Raw genomic sequence first — 18,737 nt, forward strand, 5'->3', positions numbered from 1 at the left:
TTAAATCCCTTGTGAACATGATCGGGCGGCAGCAACCACCGCCTGCCCGAAGGAGATCGCTCCGTCGCCTGCGGGCAGGCGCGAAGGAAAAAGAAGCGTGAAATCAGAAAGGTAATGACGAAGGCGCGCGCGCAGCAGGCGGTTGTGAAGGACGCCTCCGCTGAAACACACCGTCGTGAGCGACCGTCGGCGGGCATGCGTTGCCGCCAGTACGCTCAGCCCTTTTGCCAGCGCATCGTGAAAAGCCCAGGCGCGCTCGCCGGGCTCCGCCCGCCAGGTAAGCCACTGTTGCCAGAACAGCGCAAGGTTATCCGTCTGGAGCGTCACCGGATGATCAACCCCTGCGCAGCGTTCGGCCAGCGCCTCCAGCCGGCACGCGGCTTCGCCCTCATAGCGTTGCGTTTCAATACCCAACGCACAGGCCACAGCGTCGAACAGACGACCACAGGAGGAGGCCCGCGGCGCATTGATACCGCGCGACACAGCCGTTGCCAGCAGCGGCCAGTTTTGACGCTGTACCACCTCAGTTTCCGGGTACTGCTGCCAGTCAGGTACGAACGCCAGACAGTGGGCGAGCAAATTGCGCCACGGCTGTTTTGCCGCCAGATCGCCCCCCGGCAGCGCAACGGCTGGCAGACCGCCCAGCCGTTCGCAGTCGCGATAGTTCACCCGCAGGCACTCGCCGCCCCACAGCGCGCCGTTCTCGCCCATGCCGATCCCGTCCAGGGTCAGGGCAATAACATCCCCGCCGTCGAGCGGCCAGCCATTCTCCGCCAGACACGCTGCCGCATGCGCATGATGATGCAGCACGGTCTCAACGGGCAGCGCCTGCGCCCGGGCCCACAGTCGGGCGTGATAACCCGGATGGGCATCGCACACCACGCGCTCAGGCTGAAAGGCGTAGATGTCCTGCATCGTCGAGAGCGCACTGCGCCACTGCACCTCTACCCCCTCGTCGCTCAGATCGCCAAAATGCTGGCTCAGCACCGCCTGGTTGCCACGCACCAGGCTGAAGGTGTTTTTCATCTCCGCGCCGGTGCATAACATGGGCGGGATGTCGCGGAATCCGGCGGGCAATGTGATGGCATCCGGCACAAAACCGCGTGCGCGACGCAGCATCGTGCCCTCCTGGTCCATCACTGAATCATCCATCCGTTGCAGGATGTCGCGGTTGTGCAGCAGGAAGCCGTCAGCGATGTCACTGAGTTCTTCCAGCGCCTGCTGGTTGCTTATGGCGGGTGGATGGCCGCTGAGGTTGCCGGAGGTCATCACCAGCGGGCGCTGGCAGTCCAGCATCAGCAAATGCTGGAGCGGGTTCGCAGGCAGCATCACGCCGACCGTATCCAGCCCCGGCGCAATCTCCTCAGGAAACGCAGGAAGGCAGGCTTTTGGCGTCAGCACAATCGGCGCAACGGGTGAACGTAACAGCGTCTGGATGGCCTCCGGCAGATCGTCCGCATGCGGGATCATCACCGCCAGCGGCCTGGTCGGGCGCTGCTTGCGTGCCCGTAATTTCCGAACCGCCTGCGGGTTAAGCGCGTCGCAGACCAGGTGAAAACCGCCCAGCCCTTTGACCGCCACAATCCCGCCGCCTTCCAGCATCGCCACCGCCGCGCTTAACGCCGATTCGCGGGTGGCAGCAGCCTCCCCGGCTCGCCACTCCAGCTGCGGTCCGCAATCCGGGCAGGCCACCGGCTGGGCGTGAAAACGCCGGTCAGCCGGGTTGAGGTACTCCGTTTCACAGGGCACACAGAGCGGGAATGGCGCCATTGACGTGGCCGGGCGGTCATAGGGCATGGCGCGGATAATGGTAAACCGCGGCCCGCAGTGGGTGCAGTTGATAAACGGGTAGCGGTAGCGACGTTCGCGGGGATCGCGCATCTCCGCCAGGCATGCGGGACAGGTGGCGGCATCCGGGACGATTTGCGTGTCCATCGCCCCGCTCTCGCTGTGGCGGATGACAAACTCGTCCGGCAGCGTCGTCCAGCTGAACGGCTGCGTTTCAATGCGATCGATGCGCGCCAGCGGTGGGCAGTCCTGGCGCAGTCTCGCGGTAAAGTCACCCCCACTGCCCGCGAGACGCACCAGGACACCCTCTCCGTCGTTGCAGACGTCGCCTGCCAGCCCCAGCTGGTGCGCAAGCTGCCAGACGAAGGGACGAAATCCTACCCCCTGCACCTTGCCGCGCACCCGAAGCTGTACGCCGTTAACGCGCATCGCAATTTAAAACAGCAGCGATGACGAGGTGTCGAACGCCGCGCGGCGGCGTTTTTCGGCACTCATCTGTTCGAGCTTGTCGCGATCGACGCAGACCAGCGCATGCGTCGGACAGGCTTCCATACACGCCGGACCGGCATCGCGGTGGTAGCAGAGGTCACATTTATTGGCTTCGGCTTTCTCCGCGCGTACGCTCAGCCCGATACCGCTGTTGCGCACCACCGGGCGAACCACCACCTCCATCGCGCCATACGGACACGCCACCACACAGGTTTTGCACCCGATGCAGCGCTCCTGCATCACATGCACGAAGCCTTTCTCGCGCTTAATCGCCCCGTTCGGACAGACGTTGGCGCACGGCGCATCTTCGCACTGGCGACAGATAGCGGCGGTAGAAATATTCACGCCTTTAATGACGTGGATGCGCGGCAGGAAGGTATCAGGGGTGAGAGAGGCGCAATCCTGCTCTGCCTGATGGGACACCACGCACGCCACTTCACAGGTACGGCAACCAATGCATTTGCTGGCATCGGCCATAATAAAACGGTTCATCTGCTTCTCCGGCATAACTGTTATGCGCGAAGCTATTCATAAACCGTGCCAATATTTAATGCATTGATTTTTTAGGGAAATTTAAAAGAGAAGGATCTGTCATCGTCATTAGTGACGATGACAGATGTCGACGTCAGCGATGCGGGCCGTCAATGACGGAGTCGCGCAGGATAAGCTCGCCGGAGAAGGTTTGCTGAGGCTTAAACTCACCGCCGTCGAGCATGAAAATCATACGGCTGATGGTCTCCTGAATCATCTCCGTTACTGGAATACGCACGCTGGAGAGGGACGGCACGATATAGGGCGCGATTGCCACATCGTCAAAGCCGATGACGGACACTGCGCCCGGCGTGGCGACGCCGCTCTCGTGCAGCTGCCTGATGGCGCCAATCGCCATGTCGTCGTTACTCGCCACCAGCGCGGTAAACGTTTCGCCGCGGGTGAGCAACTGAGAGACCGCCGCCGCGCCGCTGGCCGGGTTCCACTTCCCTTCGGCGATCAGCGCGTCGCGAACTGCAATCCCGTGCTGCGCCAGCGCGTCCTTGTAGCCGGAAAGACGCTCCACCCCGGTGGGGGAATCCAGCGAACCGGTGATAAACGCAATCTCCCGGTGGCCTTTCTCAATCAGCTGCGATACCGCGTCCTGACACGACGCTTTATGATCGGACCAGACGCTGTGACTGCTGTTTTTCCGCAAACGGCGGTTGAGCACCATGATCGGCTGCTCGCATTTCTCAATGATCTCGTCCAGCGCTTCCACGCTCAGAAAACGCGGATAGATGATTACCGCGTCGCAGCGCATGTCGAGCAGGTACTGGATCGCCTCGCGCTCCTCTTCGGCGCTGTGCTTGCCGTCCGCCAGGATCAGCTGACGCCCCTTCTCTTCCGTCATCCGCGCGGCGTTAAACAGCAGCTCGCTAAAGTAGACCCCATGGTACAGGGTGTTCGTCACCACCAGCCCCAGGGTCTGGGTGCGTTTGGTCGCCAGGTTTCGCGCCAGCAGATTGGGGCGATACCCGCTCTCTTCGATGGCCTGAAACACGCGGTCTTTCGTCTCCTGGCTGACGTAACCGTTCCCCGACAGTACCCGGGAGACCGTCGCTTTTGATACGCCTGCCCGCTTCGCCACTTCCAGCATCGTGGTCATATTATTATTCCGTCTGAACCTGATGGGCGCAGTGTACTGCACCGCAGAAAAATTGTCGCAGCGGCGTTATCACGCTTTTTACGGCCACGAGTGATCGTCATCACGAAACGAAAAAATGCATAAAAAGTGGTCTTGTTTCATTAAAAGAAACTCATGATGATTGTGTGAAACCGGTTTCCTACACTTCTCACAACGATAACAGGATCACATCCGATGGCAAAAAATTACGCTGCGCTGGCGACCGACGTCGTTAGCGCGCTGGGCGGCAAAGAGAACATCGTCGCCGTCACCCACTGTATGACGCGACTGCGCTTCGTCCTGAAAGACGAAAGCCTCACCGACGCCGCACGCCTGAAAAGCATCAGCGGCGTGCTCGGCGTGGTGCGCAACGACAACCAGTGTCAGGTGATCATCGGCAACACCGTGTCCCAGGCATACCGTGAAGTGGTGAGCCTGCTGCCCGCTAACCTGCAACCTGCCGTAGCGGAAGGTCCACAGAAGCTCACGCTGCGCCGGATTGGCGCCGGGATCCTCGACGCGCTGATCGGCACCATGTCTCCGCTGATCCCGGCGATCATCGGCGGGTCGATGGTCAAGCTGCTGGCGATGATCCTTGAGATGACCGGCGTGCTGGGCAAAGGCGACCCGACGCTGACGATCCTGACCGTTATCGGCGATGGCGCGTTCTTCTTCCTGCCGCTGATGGTGGCGGCGTCCGCGGCGGTGAAGTTCAAAACCAACATGTCGCTGGCGATTGCCATCGCGGGCGTGCTGGTTCACCCGAGCTTTATCGAGCTGATGGCCAAGGCCGCGCAGGGTGAGCACGTTGAGTTCGCCTTCATTCCGGTGACGGCGGTGAAATACACCTACACCGTTATCCCGGCGCTGGTGATGACCTGGTGCCTGTCCTATATCGAACGCTGGGTGGATCGCATTACCCCGGCGGTGACCAAAAACTTCCTTAAGCCGATGCTGATCGTGCTGATTGCCGCCCCGCTCGCCATCGTACTGATTGGCCCGCTCGGGATCTGGATCGGCAGCGCCATCTCCGCGCTGGTCTACACCATTCACGGCTATCTGGGCTGGCTCTCCGTTGCCATTATAGGCGCGCTGTGGCCGCTGCTGGTGATGACCGGGATGCACCGCGTGTTTACGCCGACCATCATCCAGACCATTGCCGAAACGGGCAAAGAAGGGATGGTGATGCCGTCGGAAATCGGCGCCAACCTGTCGCTCGGCGGTTCGTCGCTGGCGGTGGCGTGGAAAACCAAAAACCCGGAGCTACGCCAGACGGCGCTGGCCGCGGCGGCCTCCGCCATCATGGCGGGGATCTCTGAACCGGCCCTGTACGGCGTGGCGGTACGCCTGAAGCGTCCGCTGATTGCGAGCCTGATCAGCGGCTTTATCTGCGGCGCGGTGGCGGGCATGGCCGGTCTTGCCAGCCACTCGATGGCGGCGCCGGGGCTGTTTACCAGCGTGCAGTTCTTCGACCCAGCCAACCCGATGACCATCGTCTGGGTGTTTGGCGTGATGGGTCTGGCGGTGGTGCTGTCGTTTGTGCTGACCCTGCTGTTAGGGTTTGAGGATATCCCGGTAGAAGACGAAGCCGAAAAAGCACGCGCCCTGCAAACCGCACCGGTACAGAACAAAGCAGCAGAAGCATAAACTGAAAGCGAGGTAAGAATGTCTGTTTTTCCACAAGGATTTTTATGGGGCGGCGCGCTTGCCGCCAACCAGAGTGAAGGTGCTTACCGTGAAGGCGGCAAAGGACTGACGACGGTCGACATGATCCCCCACGGCGCAAACCGTCTGGCGGTAAAAGTCGGCAAGGAAAAACGGTTTTCGTTGCGGGACGACGAATTCTACCCGAGCCACGAGGCGATTGATTTTTACCATCGCTACAAAGAAGACATCGCCCTGATGGCGGAGATGGGCTTTACGGTGTTCCGCACCTCGATTGCCTGGAGCCGCCTCTACCCGAACGGCGACGAACCGCTGCCGAATCAGGAGGGCATTGCCTTCTACCGCGCGGTGTTCGAGGAGTGCAAAAAGTACAACATCGAGCCGCTGGTGACGCTCTGCCACTTCGACGTGCCGATGCACCTGGTCACGGAGTACGGCTCCTGGCGCAACCGTAAGATGGTGGATTTCTTCGCCCGCTACGCCCGCACCTGCTTCGAGGCGTTTAACGGGCTGGTGAAATACTGGCTGACCTTCAACGAAATCAACATCATGCTGCACAGTCCGTTCTCCGGCGCGGGGCTGGTGTTTGAGGAAGGTGAAAACGAAGACCAGGTGAAATACCAGGCCGCGCACCACGAGCTGGTGGCGAGCGCGCTGGCGACCAAAATCGCCCACGAGGTGAACCCGGAAAACCAGGTTGGCTGCATGCTGGCGGGCGGCAATTTCTACCCGTACTCCTGCAAGCCGGAAGACGTGTGGATGGCGCTGGAGAAAGACCGCGAGAACCTGTTCTTTATCGACGTGCAGGCGCGCGGCAGCTATCCGGCCTACTCCGCCCGCGTGTTCCGCGAGAAAGGCGTGGTGATTGTCAAAGACCCCGGCGACGATGAACTGCTGAAAAACACCGTCGACTTTGTCTCGTTCAGCTATTACGCCTCGCGCTGTGCGTCGGCGGACATGAACGCGGGCAACACCAGCGCGGCGAACATCGTGAAGTCCCTGCGTAACCCGCACATTCAGGTGAGCGAATGGGGCTGGGGCATTGACCCGCTCGGCCTGCGCATCACCATGAACATGATGTACGACCGCTACCAGAAGCCGCTGTTCCTGGTGGAAAACGGCCTTGGAGCGAAGGACGTCATTGATGAAAACGGCGAGATCAACGACGACTACCGCATCAGCTACCTGCGCGAGCACATCCGCGCGATGGGCGACGCGATTGAGGACGGCGTACCGCTGCTGGGCTACACCACCTGGGGCTGCATTGACCTTGTCTCGGCCTCAACGGGGGAAATGAGCAAGCGCTACGGGTTTGTGTACGTCGACCGGGACGACGCCGGGAACGGCACGCTGGACCGCAAGCGCAAGAAATCGTTCTGGTGGTATAAGAAGGTGATTGCGAGTAACGGGGGGGATCTGGCGTAGCCTGTTTTGCCGGGTGGCGGCTTCGCCTTACCCGGCCTACGGTTTTGTAGGCCCGGTAAGCGCAGCGCCACCGGGCGCTGCTCAGAGCTGAGGAAATCCTCCATCCCCAACCCACCCGGCTAGCCGTGAATAGACCACGTCCACCGCCTCTTTCACCGGCTGCGTCATCGGGTAATAGAACCCGACAATGTCCGGCTGAATCCCCAGAAACAGCACCTCACCCACGTCGTCTTTAATCTGATCGACCAGGTAGTTCAGCGGCATATTGTGCGTCGTCATCATAAACATTTCGGCGATGTCGTCCGGGTCAATCAGGCGGATCTCACCGGGGTTGAGCCCCATATCGGTGGCATCAACGATTAACAGCCTGTCCGGGCGCAGCTCGCGAATGGCCACCACGTCGTTTTCCGGCGCGCTGCCGCCGTCAATCACCACCCAGCTGCCCGGCGGGTTTGCGGCGCACAGTTCCGCCAGCAGCGGACCCGCGCCGTCGTCGCCCATCATGCTGTTGCCGACACACAGTAAAACGTCAGTCACGTAATCTCCTCACCATCAGGTAGATGGCGCTCTCCTGATGAATATCGTGCAGCATGCTAAGCAGCGTTTTGCTCCACGCCTGCTGCTCGGGGGTTTGCCTGCTCAGCGCCTCGTCAAAGGCGTTGGCGAGCATCGCAATGTGGTTGGCGTCGATCACGATCTCGCCGTATTTCGGCACGCCCTCCATCTTGCGCCGCGCCGTGCTGCCCTCCTCCAGCGTGGCGATCCACGCCAGGTAATCGGCCCACGGGCAGCTCAGCGCCGCCTCCAGGCAGTCGATCACCCCGAGGTGATGCCCAATCGCCAGGCTGTAATAGACCACCTGCTGCGCCGCAGCCGGCGTGGCATCGTTCTCATCAATAAACTTACGGCTCAGCTGGCTGAACACCACCGTTTCACTCATCGGATACGCGCCTCATCCACGATGCTGTTCAGGTTCGCCACGATCTCATTGAGTCGCGGATCGTTTTCCGCCTCCAGCCAGCGCGCCACCTGATGGTCGCCCTGGCTCAGCAGGCGCAGATAATCGTCGGCAATCTGGCGGCCATAGCGATAGCCCGCCAGTTTCCGCGCCTTGCGGTCAACCTTCACCCGCAGCGGCTGCACCATATCCGGGTGCAGGATAGTGGCTGGCTGGTTGTCCAGCTCGCCCGGCTCGCGGGCGTGGATTTTCTGCTCCAGCAGGCCGAGCGCCATGGCAAAACCGTACAGCGTCGCGGCGGGCGTCGGCGGGCAGCCCGGAATGTAGACGTCCACCGGTACGATTTTGTCGGTGCCGCCCCAGACGCAGTACAGGTCGTGGAAGATGCCGCCGCTGTTGCCGCAGGCACCGTACGAGATGCAGATTTTCGGGTCCGGCGCGGACTGCCAGGCGCGCAGCGCGGGGGATCGCATGGCGCGGGTGACGGCCCCGGTAAACAGCAGAATGTCCGCATGGCGCGGAGACGGCACCACTTTGATGCCGAAGCGCTCGGCGTCAAACAGCGGTGACAGCGTGGCGAAGATCTCGATCTCGCAGCCGTTGCAGCCGCCGCAGTCCACGCGGTAGACGTAGGCCGAGCGTTTGATTTTTTTCAGCAGCGATGCCTTCATGCTGGCGATGGATTCGTCCACCGTCATCGGCACAGGAATGCCGTTAGCATCGCGCGGGCCGAGTAAGTTTTCCATCAGCTGGCCTCTCTCATATGGCGGGTGATATCAATACGGTCGGACGGCAGCAGGCACTTCTGACGCTTGCACTCCGGGCAGGTTTCGAAGTTTTCGCGGTGATGCTCCGCGCGGACGTCGCCGTTGTGCTTCAGCAGCGCGATGGCGTAGTCGATCTCTTTTTGTACGGCGAAGGGACGATTGCAGACGCGGCAGTTGCACAGCGCAAAGCGCGACTGCTGGAGGAAGTCCTCTTTTTTCCACACCGCCAGCTCGTACTCCTGAGACAGGCGAATGGCGACCGTCGGGCAGACCTCCTCGCAGCGGCCGCAGAAGATGCAGCGCCCGAGGTTAAACTGCCAGGCCAGCTCGCCGGTTTTCAGGTCCGTTTCCACCGTTAAGGCATTCGACGGGCAGGCGTTGACGCAGGCCGCGCAGCCGATGCACTGCTGTGGGTTGTGCTCCGGCTTGCCGCGAAAGTTTTTATCCACCGGGATCGGCTCCAGCGGATAACTGCTGGTCTGCGCGCCGGTTTTGATCACTTTTTTGATAAAGGTAAACATGGCGAATCCTTATTTCAGCGGCGAGTTCTTACGCTCGATGCTGTAGCGCTCAAGCTCTTTGTACGGCACCACCTGGCTTTTCTTCTTGCGCACGTCCACGACGGTCATGCGATCGGTGCAGGAGTAGCACGGGTCGAGGCTGCCGATGATCAGCGGCGCGTCAGAGACGGTGTTGCCGCGCAGCATGTAGCGCAGGGTTGGCCAGTTGGCGTAGGTCGCCGCACGACAGCGCCAGCGGTAGAGCTTCTGGTTGTCGCCGGTCATGCTCCAGTGGATGTCGTCCCCGCGCGGCGCTTCGGCAAAGCCGAGGGCAAAGCGGTTTGGAATGTAGGTGAAGCCCTCCACCATCAGCGGGCCGCCCGGCAGGTTATCGAGGCCAAAGTCGATCATGTTCAGCGCAGTGAATACCTCGTTGATGCGCACCTTCAGGCGGGAGATGACGTCGCAGCCCTGCTCGCTGTGCACGGTCATCGGCAGCAGGCCGTAGCCGACGAACGGGTGATCGGCGCGGGTATCGCGGGCGTGGCCGCTGGCGCGCACCATCGGACCAACGTTACTGAAGTCGCGGGCGATTTCCGGGTCAAGACGACCGATGCCGACGGTGCGCTGCTCGATGTTGGGCGTGCTGAGCAGCATATCCACCAGCTCCTGCACGTCCCGACGCATCTGCTGCGCCAGCTGGCGGGTCTGGATCATGTCGTCCTTCAGCAGGTCGCGGCGGATCCCGCCGATCAGGTTCAGACCGTAGGTTTTACGCGCCCCGGTGAGGATCTCCGCCATCTTCATTGATGCCTCGCGCACGCGGAAGAACTGCATAAACCCGGAGTCAAAGCCGACGAAGTGGCAGGCCAGGCCGAGGTTGAGCAGGTGTGAGTGCAGGCGCTCTACCTCAAGCAGAATGGCGCGGATCATCTGCGCGCGTTCCGGCACCACGATCCCCATGCCGTTTTCCACCGAGGTGGTGTAGGCGGTGCTGTGGGCAAAGCCGCAGATGCCGCACACGCGGTCAGAGAGGAACGTGACTTCGTTGTAGCCCATGCGGGTCTCCGCCAGCTTCTCCATGCCGCGGTGGACATAGAACAGGCGGTAGTCGGCGTCGATAATGTTCTCGCCGTCGACGAACAGGCGGAAGTGGCCCGGTTCGTCGGAGGTGACGTGCAGCGGGCCAATCGGCACTACGTTATTCTTCTTGCTGCCCAGCTCGTTGATGAACTCGTAGGTTTCGCTGTCGGTGGTCGGGGCCGGGCGCTGGCGGTAGTCCATGCTGTCCTTGCGCAGCGGATAGAGTTCGTCCGGCCAGTCGTCCGGCAGCACCAGACGGCGCTCGTCAGGCAGGCCAACCGGCACCAGACCATACATATCGCGCACTTCGCGCTCGCCCCAGACCGCGGCAGGCACGCGCGGCGTGACGGAGGGGTATTCCGGTTTAGCCGGATCGACCTCTACGCGCACGGTGAGCCAGCACTTCTCCCCCTGCTCCATCGACATCACGTAGTACACCGCATAGTTGCCACACAGCTGACGCTCGTCGTTGCCGAACAGCACTGACAGCCAGCCGCCCTGCTGGTAGTAGAGAAACTCCACCACTTCCGGCAGATAGTTCACCTTAATGGTGACGGTGATCTGGTCTTTGGTTTGCCAGGACTCCTCGAGCACCACGCCCGGGAAAGCCTGATGCAATGCGGCGAGATACTGCTGACCTTTCTTTTCTTCAGACATAAACACTCTCTTTAATCACGCCACCAGCAAGGAGACGAACGCTAAAAATGCAAAACCAAAACCGGCCCAGGTGATGCGTGACGTTTCGACAAAACGCAGGCGCGCCATGCTGTTTTCAAACAGGGCAATCACCAGCACGCCGATAAGCAGCTTGAGCACAGCCACCACCACGGCCAGCAGCAGGCCGCCCGCAGAGAAGTGCGTCATCTGCCCCCACGGGAAGAAAACGCCGACGAACATCTGCAACACCACTAGTTGCTTGAGGCTGATGCCCCACTTCAGCACCGCAAAGCCATAGCCGCTGTACTCGGTGAGCGGCCCCTCCTGTAATTCCTGCTCCGCTTCCGCGAGATCGAACGGCAGCTTGCCCATCTCGATAAAGGTGGCGAACGCGCAGGCGCAGAGCGCCAGCACCAGCGGGAGCGAACGTGAAACCGGCCAGTGGTAAACGGTGTCGGTGATGAAACTGATGTGGGTCGAGCCTGCAACCTGCGCGGCGACCCACAGCCCCAGCAGCAGAATTGGCTCAACCAGCACGCCGAGCATCGCTTCGCGGCTGGCGCCGATACCCGTAAACGGGCTGCCGGTATCCAGACCCGCAATCGCAAAGAAGAAACGCGCGATGGCGAAGAGGTAGATCAGCGTAATCAGATCGCCCAGCACCGGCAGCGGCGAAGCCACCGTCACCACCGGCAGCGCGGTGGCGATGGTCAGCATCACGCCGACCATCACGAACGGCGTCAGGCGGAACACCCAGCCTGCGGCATCCGGCGCGACGCTCTGACGGGAGAGCAGTTTGAAGAGATCGCGGTACTCCTGGAGCACGCCAGGTCCGCGACGATTGTGCAGCCGGGCGCGCGCCACGCGCGTGATGCCCGACAGCAGCGGCGCGACGGCGAACAGCACCAGCGCCTGAAGAATTGCCAGTAACAGACTCATGTCAGGCTCCTCGTGAAATGACAATCACCACCAGCACCGCCAGCTCGATCAGCGCCAGGCGGCGGAACAGCACGGGCACGGCGGCACCCTGCCAGCCCGGCACCCAGCCCACCGGGTTCAGCCAGTGGCGCAGCTTCAGCACGGCGGCAAAGTTTTCCTTCACCGGCATGGCGAAACCGTGGGCGGTGATGACCATCGACTGCTCGTGTTCGTAGCCGCAGGCCCACGCCGCGCCGCGCGAGCGGGAGGCGAGACGGTCGCGTCTGAAGAACAGCATCAGCACGAACGGCAGGAGCGGCGCGGCAATCAGCAGCAGCGCCATCATCGGCTGGGAAACGACGGTATGCGCCGTGACCAGCGGCAGCGGAATGGCGTGGCCCAGCAGCGGCAGCAGCCACGGCGCGGCAACCCCGCCCGCGATGCAGCACAGCGCCAGTGCGACCACGCTGGTGGCCATCAGTACCGGGGCGCAACAGGCGTTTTCCGCTTCGCGGGTGCGCGGCGCGCCCAGGAAGGTGACGCCGTAAACCTTCGCCATACACATCACCGCCAGCGCGCCGGTGATCGCCAGGCCCACCGCCAGCAGCGGGCCGAGTAAACGCCCGATAAACGCCTCGCTCTGGCCGAGGGCGAAGAAGGACTGATAAATCACCCACTCGCCGGCAAAGCCGTTCAGCGGCGGCAGCGCAGCCATCGCCATCAGCCCGACCAGCATCGCCAGCGAAATGACGGGCATTTTTTTGCCAATCCCGCCGAGCTTTTCAATATCGCGGTGCCCGGTGCGGAACCAGACGCTGCCCGCACCGAGGAACAGGGTGCTTTTAAACAGACTGTGGTTGATAAGGTGATACAGACCGCCAATAAACCCGGCGGCAATCAGCGCCGGCTGGTTGAGCGCCAGCCCGGTGACGCCCGCGCCCATGCCGAGCAGGATAATCCCGATGTTCTCCAGGGTGTGGTACGCCAGCAGACGCTGGATGTTGTGCTCCATCAGCGCGTACAGCCCGCCGACGAACGCGGTGATCATCCCCGCAATCAGCAGCGCCACGCCCCACCACAGCGGCGGCTGACCGCCCGACAGGGTTATCGTCAGGATGCCGAACAGACCGACCTTCATCACCACGGTGGAGAACAGCGCAGCGGCCGGGGCTGAGGCATTGGCATGCGCCTGCGGCACCCAGCCGTGCAGCGGGATAATCCCGGCCAGCAGGCCAAAACCGACTACGCCCAACAGCCAGACGTCGTTGCCCAGCGGCTGACCGTTAAGCGCGGCAAAATCCAGCGTGCCGAAACGCTGCCACACCAGCCAGCAGGCCAGCGCCAGCAGCAGCGTACCGAGACGTCCGAGCGCAAACCACAGCTTTCCGGAGGCGCTGCATCCGGTCAGGAACACGCCGCACAGGGCCATGATTTCTGCCATCACCACCAGCGCGCCGAGGTTGCTGGCGATAACGGTACAGACCGCGGCGGCCATCAACAGGTTAACCAGCAGGCCGTTGGCTTTGCTGTGCTGATGTCGGTGCCAGTCGATATTAAACAGGCTGATAAACAGTCCGCACAGGCCAAAGGTTATCAGCCAGATGGCGTTCAGCGGCGTAAGCTCAACGGCGTGGTGAATCAGCGGGATGAGGGTGTCGACGGACTGGCCGTCGATCAGGACAACCCCGCCCGCCGCCAGCGTCATCAGGCTGCCGACCGCCCCGCCGATACCGGCGATCACCCCGCTCAGCGTTTTATGGAAGGAGAGAAGCAGCGCCAGGACAGCGGCGGCGGCAAACCAGGCCACACCGCTGGTCATCATAACTATCGCGTTCATTTCGCCCCCTCGTTAAGCGCCCGCAGCAGCGAAAGATCGCCGACGTCGGTATTGATGGTCAGCTCGCGCTTGCGTTTGCTGGTGCGAGCGATGTCGCGGATGTTGACCAGGACCAGCGCCCGGGTCGGGCAGGTCCGCACGCAGGCCGGACCCTGCTCATCGAAGCTGCACAGATCGCACTTCACCGCAACGGCGCGAATGCCCGGCACCCAGTCCAGCAGCGTACTCACGCGTGCCGGAGCCGGTGGCGCAGGCGGCGCTTTCGCAGTATTAGCATTCGCCGGAATATGCAGCGGACGGCTGCCTGAAAACTCAATGGCGCCGAACGGACAGGCGATGCCGCACAGCTTGCAGCTCACGCACAGGCTTTCGTTCAGCTGTACCGCGCCGTCAACGCGGGTGATGGCATTGACAGGACAGACGCCCGCGCACGGGGCGTCTTCACAGTGGTGACAGAGCTGCGGGGCAGACTCTTTCTCATTACGCATGACGCGCAGGCGCGGCATGGACTGTAGCCCGTGCAGGCGGTGCGTTTCCGAGCACGCCGCCTCACAGGTCCGACAGCCAATACAGACCGTCGAGTCAGCAATTACAAAACGGTTCACCGGGTCATCCTCTGGTGATGGTCATTTTTGACGAAAAAAAACTGTCTTATCGACACTTCTCGACACTCGTTTTTCAGGCCACGTTCGCGGAGGATTTTCCGTCGATCAGCTGTTTCAGGTTGACTGGCCTGTCATGCTCAACGGCGGCGTAGAGGCCGTTGTAAACCGGCGCGATTTTCTCCAGATAGTGCTCCAGCACCTGCTGGCGATCGCGGTTGCTGACGTGACCGTCCACCATGCCGTCCGCCATCAGCTGCGCCCGGGCGATGCAGTGCCTGTCGCCCTCTTTCGTCTCGACGTAGTACTCAATCGTGTGGCTGTTGAAGGTCTCCGCCAGGGTGACGTAAATCGTAAAGTGGCCGAACAGGACAAAACGCATATCCCCCTGCGCCGCACAGCTCATGGCGTGATGCAGATGGGCCTTCGACAGCGTGATCCCCTGGATCAGTGAATTGCAGTACAGGTGCCATTGCTCCTGGAGCTGCTGATGACGTTGCGCGATGTAATCCGCTTTTTCGCTAATTTCCCAAATAGTCATAAAAGGTATCCGGTTAATGGAGTTAGCGGCTGTTAAGCAGATTTCGTGCCACTTTTTAATTTATTGATTTAAATGGATTTTAAAGAGATGTGCACTGTCACCGCCGCAGTGTCGACGTGTCATTTCGACAGCGTTGACATCGTCACGCCGTAACGCAAATCAAGCTGGCACCGTTATTGCATTGAAGGGGCAATTCATTAAGGAGGCGTCATGCACGAAATCACCCTCTGCCAGCGGGCACTGGAACTTATCGAACAGCAGGCAGTGCAAAACCACGCGAAACGCGTCACCGGCGTCTGGCTGAAGGTCGGGGCGTTTTCCTGCGTCGAGACCAGCGCCCTCACCTTCTGTTTTGAGCTGGTGTGCCGCGGCACGCTGGCGGAAGGGTGCGAGCTGCATATCGACGAGCAGCAGGCGGAGTGCTGGTGCGAGCAGTGTCAGGAGTACGTCACGCTGCTGTCATCGAAGGTACAGCGCTGTCCGCAGTGCCAGAGCAGCGGGCTGCGCATCGTGGCGGATGACGGTATGCAGATCCAACGCCTCGAAATCGAGAAGGAGTAATGTATGTGTAGTACCTGCGGTTGCGCTGAAGGCAACCTGTATATAGAAGGGGATGAACACCGTCCCCACTCCGCGTTTCGCTCCGCGCCCTTTTCTCCTGCCCCGCGTCCCGCGGCGGCCCTGACCGGCATCACCTTTGCCCCGCAGCGTTCCGACGCGGGCGACCTCCATTACGGCCACGGCGAAGCGGGTACGCACGCGCCGGGCATCAGCCAGCGCCAGATGCTGGAGGTGGAGATCAACGTGCTGGACAAGAATAACCAGCTCGCCGCCCGCAATCGCGCCCGCTTTGCCGCGCGCGAACAGCTGGTGCTGAACCTGGTCTCCAGCCCCGGCTCCGGTAAAACCACGCTGCTGACCGAAACCCTTAAACGTCTGAACGAACACGTCTCCTGCGCCGTAATCGAAGGCGACCAGCAAACGGTAAACGACGCCGCGCGCATCCGCGAAACCGGTACGCCTGCGATTCAGGTCAACACCGGGAAAGGGTGCCACCTGGACGCGCAGATGATTGCCGACGCCGCCCCGCGCCTGCCGCTGGCGGATAACGGTATCCTGTTTATTGAAAACGTCGGCAACCTGGTCTGCCCGGCAAGCTTCGACCTCGGCGAGCGGCATAAAGTGGCGGTGCTCTCCGTGACCGAAGGAGAAGACAAGCCGCTGAAATATCCGCATATGTTTGCCGCCGCCTCCCTCATGCTGCTGAACAAGGTCGACCTGCTGCCGTACCTGAATTTCGACGTGGATAAGTGCCTGGCTTACGCCCGGGAAGTGAACCCGGACATTGAGATCCTGCTGCTTTCCGCCACGCGCGGCGACGGGATGGACGCCTGGCTGAACTGGCTGGAGAACGAACGATGTGCATAGGCGTCCCCGGACAAATTCATTCCCTCGACGGCAATCAGGCCAAAGTGGAGGTCTGCGGCATCCTGCGCGATGTCGACCTGACGCTGGTAGGCAGCCACGATGAGACCGGCGCAACGCGTCTCGGCCAGTGGGTGCTGGTTCACGTGGGTTTTGCCATGAGCGTGATTAATGAGGAAGAAGCCCGCGACACGCTGGATGCGCTACAGAATATGTTTGACGTCGAGCCGGACGTGGGCGCCCTGCTGTATGGCGAGGAGCGATAACACATGCGTTACGTTGATGAATATCGCGCGCCGGAGCAGGTGTTGCAGCTTATCGATCGCCTGAAAACCCGCGCCTCGCTGCTGGACTACACGAAAGAAAAACCGCTGCGGATCATGGAGGTGTGCGGCGGACACACCCACGCCATCTTTAAATTTGGCCTCGACCAGCTGCTGCCGGAGAACATCGAGTTTATCCACGGCCCCGGCTGCCCGGTGTGCGTGCTGCCGATGGGGCGCATCGACAGCTGTATCGACATCGCCAGCCGCCCCGGTGTGATTTTTTGCACCTTTGGCGACGCCATGCGTGTTCCGGGAAAAAATGGCTCGCTGCTCCAGGCGAAGGCGCGCGGCGCGGACGTGCGGATCGTCTACTCACCGATGGATGCCCTGACGCTGGCGATGGCTAATCCTGAGCGTAAGGTCGTCTTTTTCGGGCTGGGTTTTGAAACCACCATGCCCGCCACCGCCATTACCCTCCAGCAGGCGAAAGCCCGCAACGTCACTAACTTTTACTTTTTCTGCCAGCACATCACGCTTATTCCCACGCTGCGCAGCCTGCTTGAAGCGCCGGATAACGGTATCGACGCGTTTCTGGCGCCGGGCCACGTCAGCATGGTGATCGGCACAGAAGCCTACGGTTTTATCGCTGAACAGTACAATCGTCCGTTAGTGGTGGCTGGTTTCGAGCCACTTGATCTACTGCAAGGCGTGACCATGCTGGTTGAGCAGAAAATAGCGGCCCTGAGTGCGGTGGAAAATCAGTATCGTCGCGTGGTGCCCGATGCAGGTAACAGACGGGCACAGCAGGCCATAGCCGACGTGTTTAGCGTCGAAGGCGACAGCGAGTGGCGCGGACTGGGGCTGATTGCCGAATCCGGCGTACACCTGACGCCCGCGTATCGCGCCTTCGACGCCGAAGCGCATTTCCGCCCGCAGCCGCAGCAGGTGTGCGACGATCCCCGCGCCCGCTGTGGCGACGTACTCACCGGCAAATGCAAACCTCATCACTGCCCGTTATTTGGCAACGCCTGTAACCCGCAAACCGCGTTTGGCGCGCTGATGGTCTCTTCCGAAGGGGCATGCGCCGCGTGGTATCACTATCGCAACCAGGAGTGTGAAGCATGAACACGGTGGAAATGGCGCACGGAAGCGGTGGACAGGCGATGCAGCAGCTGATTAACCGGCTGTTTATGGAAGCCTTTAATAACCCCTGGCTCGCCGAGCAGGAAGATCAGGCGCGTATTGACCTCGCGGCCCTGACCGCCCACGGTGACAGGCTGGCGTTCTCTACCGACAGCTACGTGATTGACCCGCTGTTCTTCCCGGGAGGCGATATCGGCAAGCTCGCCGTCTGCGGCACGGCAAACGACGTCGCCGTCAGCGGCGCGATCCCCCGCTACCTCTCCTGCGGGTTTATCCTCGAAGAAGGGTTACCAATGGAGACGCTCACGGCGGTGGTCAACAGCATGGCGCACACCGCCCGCGAGGCGGGGATCGCCATCGTCACCGGGGATACCAAGGTGGTGCAGCGCGGCGCGGCGGATAAGCTCTTCATCAACACAGCCGGGATGGGCGCGATCCCTGCCGACATTCACTGGGGCGCGCAGCAGCTTTGCGCAGGCGACGTGCTGATTGTCAGCGGCACGCTGGGCTGCCACGGGGCAACCATCCTGAACCTGCGCGAAGGCCTGGGGCTGGATGGCGAGCTGCGCAGTGACTGCGCGGTACTCACGCCGCTGATCCAGACGCTGCGCGACATGCCGGGCGTAAAAGCCCTGCGCGACGCCACGCGGGGCGGCGTGAATGCCGTGGTGCACGAGTTCGCGGCAAGCTGCGGCTGCGGGATTGAGCTGACCGAGCGCGGCCTGCCCGTTAAGCCCGCCGTGCGCGGGCTGTGCGAGCTACTAGGTCTAGACCCGCTTAACTTTGCCAATGAGGGCAAGCTGGTGATCGGCGTGGAACGCGCGGCGGCGGAAGCCGTACTTGCACAGCTGCGCACGCATCCTTTAGGGAAAGACGCGGCCATCATCGGCGACGTGGTTGAGCGCAAAGGGGTGCGCCTGACCGGGCTTTACGGCGTGAAGCGCACGCTGGATCTGCCGCACGCTGAACCGTTACCCCGAATTTGCTAGACCGCGCCAAAAGCGGTCAGCGCTGAA

19 protein-coding genes are annotated in these 18,737 nt (G+C 61.6%); 7 read left to right on the plus strand and 12 right to left on the minus strand.

All coding sequences use genetic code 11. The features are described from left to right. From hypF to ACQG0T_RS18020, 3 genes are all read right to left on the minus strand, one after another. Entirely contained in the window at positions 1 to 2,217 is a 2,217-nt protein-coding gene (gene hypF, locus ACQG0T_RS18010) for a carbamoyltransferase HypF (RefSeq protein WP_110293106.1), read from the minus strand. Positions 2,218 to 2,223: 6 nt separating this feature from the next. Further along, positions 2,224 to 2,769, minus strand: a complete 546-nt coding sequence (gene hydN, locus ACQG0T_RS18015; protein ID WP_017382793.1) for an electron transport protein HydN — start codon at positions 2,767 to 2,769, stop codon at positions 2,224 to 2,226. A 133-nt stretch (positions 2,770 to 2,902) separates the two neighbouring features. Then, a complete protein-coding gene (locus ACQG0T_RS18020) occupies positions 2,903 to 3,940 on the minus strand; it encodes a LacI family DNA-binding transcriptional regulator (protein ID WP_323132051.1) in 1,038 nt (345 codons plus the stop codon). A 189-nt stretch (positions 3,941 to 4,129) separates the two neighbouring features. Here ACQG0T_RS18020 and ascF point away from each other — a divergent pair, with 189 nt between their 5' ends. Both ascF and ACQG0T_RS18030 read left to right on the plus strand, forming a co-directional pair. Beyond that, positions 4,130 to 5,581: a PTS cellobiose/arbutin/salicin transporter subunit IIBC gene (gene ascF, locus ACQG0T_RS18025; RefSeq protein WP_271040437.1), complete on the plus strand. Its 1,452-nt coding sequence runs from the start codon at positions 4,130 to 4,132 to the stop codon at positions 5,579 to 5,581. A gap of 18 nt (positions 5,582 to 5,599) precedes the next feature. Next, positions 5,600 to 7,024, plus strand: a complete 1,425-nt coding sequence (locus ACQG0T_RS18030; protein ID WP_252051862.1) for a 6-phospho-beta-glucosidase — start codon at positions 5,600 to 5,602, stop codon at positions 7,022 to 7,024. Between the two features lie 81 nt (positions 7,025 to 7,105). Here the strand turns inward: ACQG0T_RS18030 and hycI are convergent, their stop codons facing one another. From hycI to hycA, 9 genes are all read right to left on the minus strand, one after another. Continuing rightward, positions 7,106 to 7,561 (minus strand): hydrogenase maturation peptidase HycI, encoded by a 456-nt coding sequence (hycI, locus tag ACQG0T_RS18035; RefSeq protein WP_063404462.1) that lies wholly within the window; start codon positions 7,559 to 7,561, stop codon positions 7,106 to 7,108. Continuing rightward, on the minus strand, positions 7,554 to 7,964 hold the full coding sequence (locus ACQG0T_RS18040) for a formate hydrogenlyase maturation HycH family protein (protein ID WP_017382798.1): 411 nt from the start codon (positions 7,962 to 7,964) through the stop codon (positions 7,554 to 7,556). The genes hycI and ACQG0T_RS18040 overlap by 8 nt, the downstream gene beginning before the upstream one ends. Continuing rightward, positions 7,961 to 8,728, minus strand: a complete 768-nt coding sequence (locus ACQG0T_RS18045) for an NADH-quinone oxidoreductase subunit B family protein (RefSeq protein ID WP_015571688.1) — start codon at positions 8,726 to 8,728, stop codon at positions 7,961 to 7,963. Before ACQG0T_RS18045 ends, ACQG0T_RS18040 begins: the two co-directional genes overlap by 4 nt. Continuing rightward, positions 8,728 to 9,270 (minus strand): formate hydrogenlyase complex iron-sulfur subunit, encoded by a 543-nt coding sequence (locus ACQG0T_RS18050; RefSeq protein WP_252051860.1) that lies wholly within the window; start codon positions 9,268 to 9,270, stop codon positions 8,728 to 8,730. Before ACQG0T_RS18050 ends, ACQG0T_RS18045 begins: the two co-directional genes overlap by 1 nt. Before the next feature lie 9 nt (positions 9,271 to 9,279). Further along, positions 9,280 to 10,989, minus strand: coding sequence for a formate hydrogenlyase subunit HycE (hycE, locus tag ACQG0T_RS18055; protein ID WP_047726650.1), 1,710 nt, complete (start codon positions 10,987 to 10,989; stop codon positions 9,280 to 9,282). Between the two features lie 15 nt (positions 10,990 to 11,004). Beyond that, positions 11,005 to 11,928, minus strand: a complete 924-nt coding sequence (locus tag ACQG0T_RS18060; protein WP_045911270.1) for a respiratory chain complex I subunit 1 family protein — start codon at positions 11,926 to 11,928, stop codon at positions 11,005 to 11,007. A gap of 1 nt (position 11,929) precedes the next feature. After that, positions 11,930 to 13,744, minus strand: a complete 1,815-nt coding sequence (gene hycC / locus ACQG0T_RS18065) for a formate hydrogenlyase subunit 3 (RefSeq protein ID WP_017692773.1) — start codon at positions 13,742 to 13,744, stop codon at positions 11,930 to 11,932. Beyond that, complete coding sequence (locus tag ACQG0T_RS18070) at positions 13,741 to 14,349, minus strand: 4Fe-4S dicluster domain-containing protein (protein ID WP_017382803.1); 609 nt, start codon at positions 14,347 to 14,349, stop codon at positions 13,741 to 13,743. Before ACQG0T_RS18070 ends, hycC begins: the two co-directional genes overlap by 4 nt. A gap of 73 nt (positions 14,350 to 14,422) precedes the next feature. Next, a complete protein-coding gene (gene hycA, locus ACQG0T_RS18075; RefSeq protein WP_017382804.1) occupies positions 14,423 to 14,887 on the minus strand; it encodes a formate hydrogenlyase regulator HycA in 465 nt (154 codons plus the stop codon). Positions 14,888 to 15,097: 210 nt separating this feature from the next. On the opposite strand from hycA, the gene hypA reads away from it, so the two are divergent. Genes hypA through hypE form a run of 5 tightly spaced genes read left to right on the plus strand, consistent with a single transcriptional unit; the run spans position 15,098 to position 18,710 of the window. Further along, on the plus strand, positions 15,098 to 15,448 hold the full coding sequence (gene hypA, locus ACQG0T_RS18080) for a hydrogenase maturation nickel metallochaperone HypA (RefSeq protein WP_252051856.1): 351 nt from the start codon (positions 15,098 to 15,100) through the stop codon (positions 15,446 to 15,448). 3 nt (positions 15,449 to 15,451) lie between these two features. Further along, a complete protein-coding gene (hypB, locus tag ACQG0T_RS18085; protein WP_017382805.1) occupies positions 15,452 to 16,315 on the plus strand; it encodes a hydrogenase nickel incorporation protein HypB in 864 nt (287 codons plus the stop codon). After that, a complete protein-coding gene (locus ACQG0T_RS18090) occupies positions 16,306 to 16,578 on the plus strand; it encodes a HypC/HybG/HupF family hydrogenase formation chaperone (RefSeq protein ID WP_015571696.1) in 273 nt (90 codons plus the stop codon). Before hypB ends, ACQG0T_RS18090 begins: the two co-directional genes overlap by 10 nt. Positions 16,579 to 16,581: 3 nt before the next feature. After that, positions 16,582 to 17,703: a hydrogenase formation protein HypD gene (gene hypD, locus ACQG0T_RS18095; RefSeq protein ID WP_017692769.1), complete on the plus strand. Its 1,122-nt coding sequence runs from the start codon at positions 16,582 to 16,584 to the stop codon at positions 17,701 to 17,703. After that, the gene (gene hypE, locus ACQG0T_RS18100; protein WP_045907394.1) at positions 17,700 to 18,710 is read left to right on the plus strand and encodes a hydrogenase expression/formation protein HypE; all 1,011 of its coding nucleotides are present in this window, start codon (positions 17,700 to 17,702) and stop codon (positions 18,708 to 18,710) included. Before hypD ends, hypE begins: the two co-directional genes overlap by 4 nt. Positions 18,711 to 18,737 lie beyond the last annotated feature (27 nt).

The sequence above is a fragment of the Enterobacter cloacae complex sp. 302F9 genome, assembly GCF_050030335.1.
GTDB lineage: Bacteria > Pseudomonadota > Gammaproteobacteria > Enterobacterales > Enterobacteriaceae > Enterobacter > Enterobacter hormaechei_C.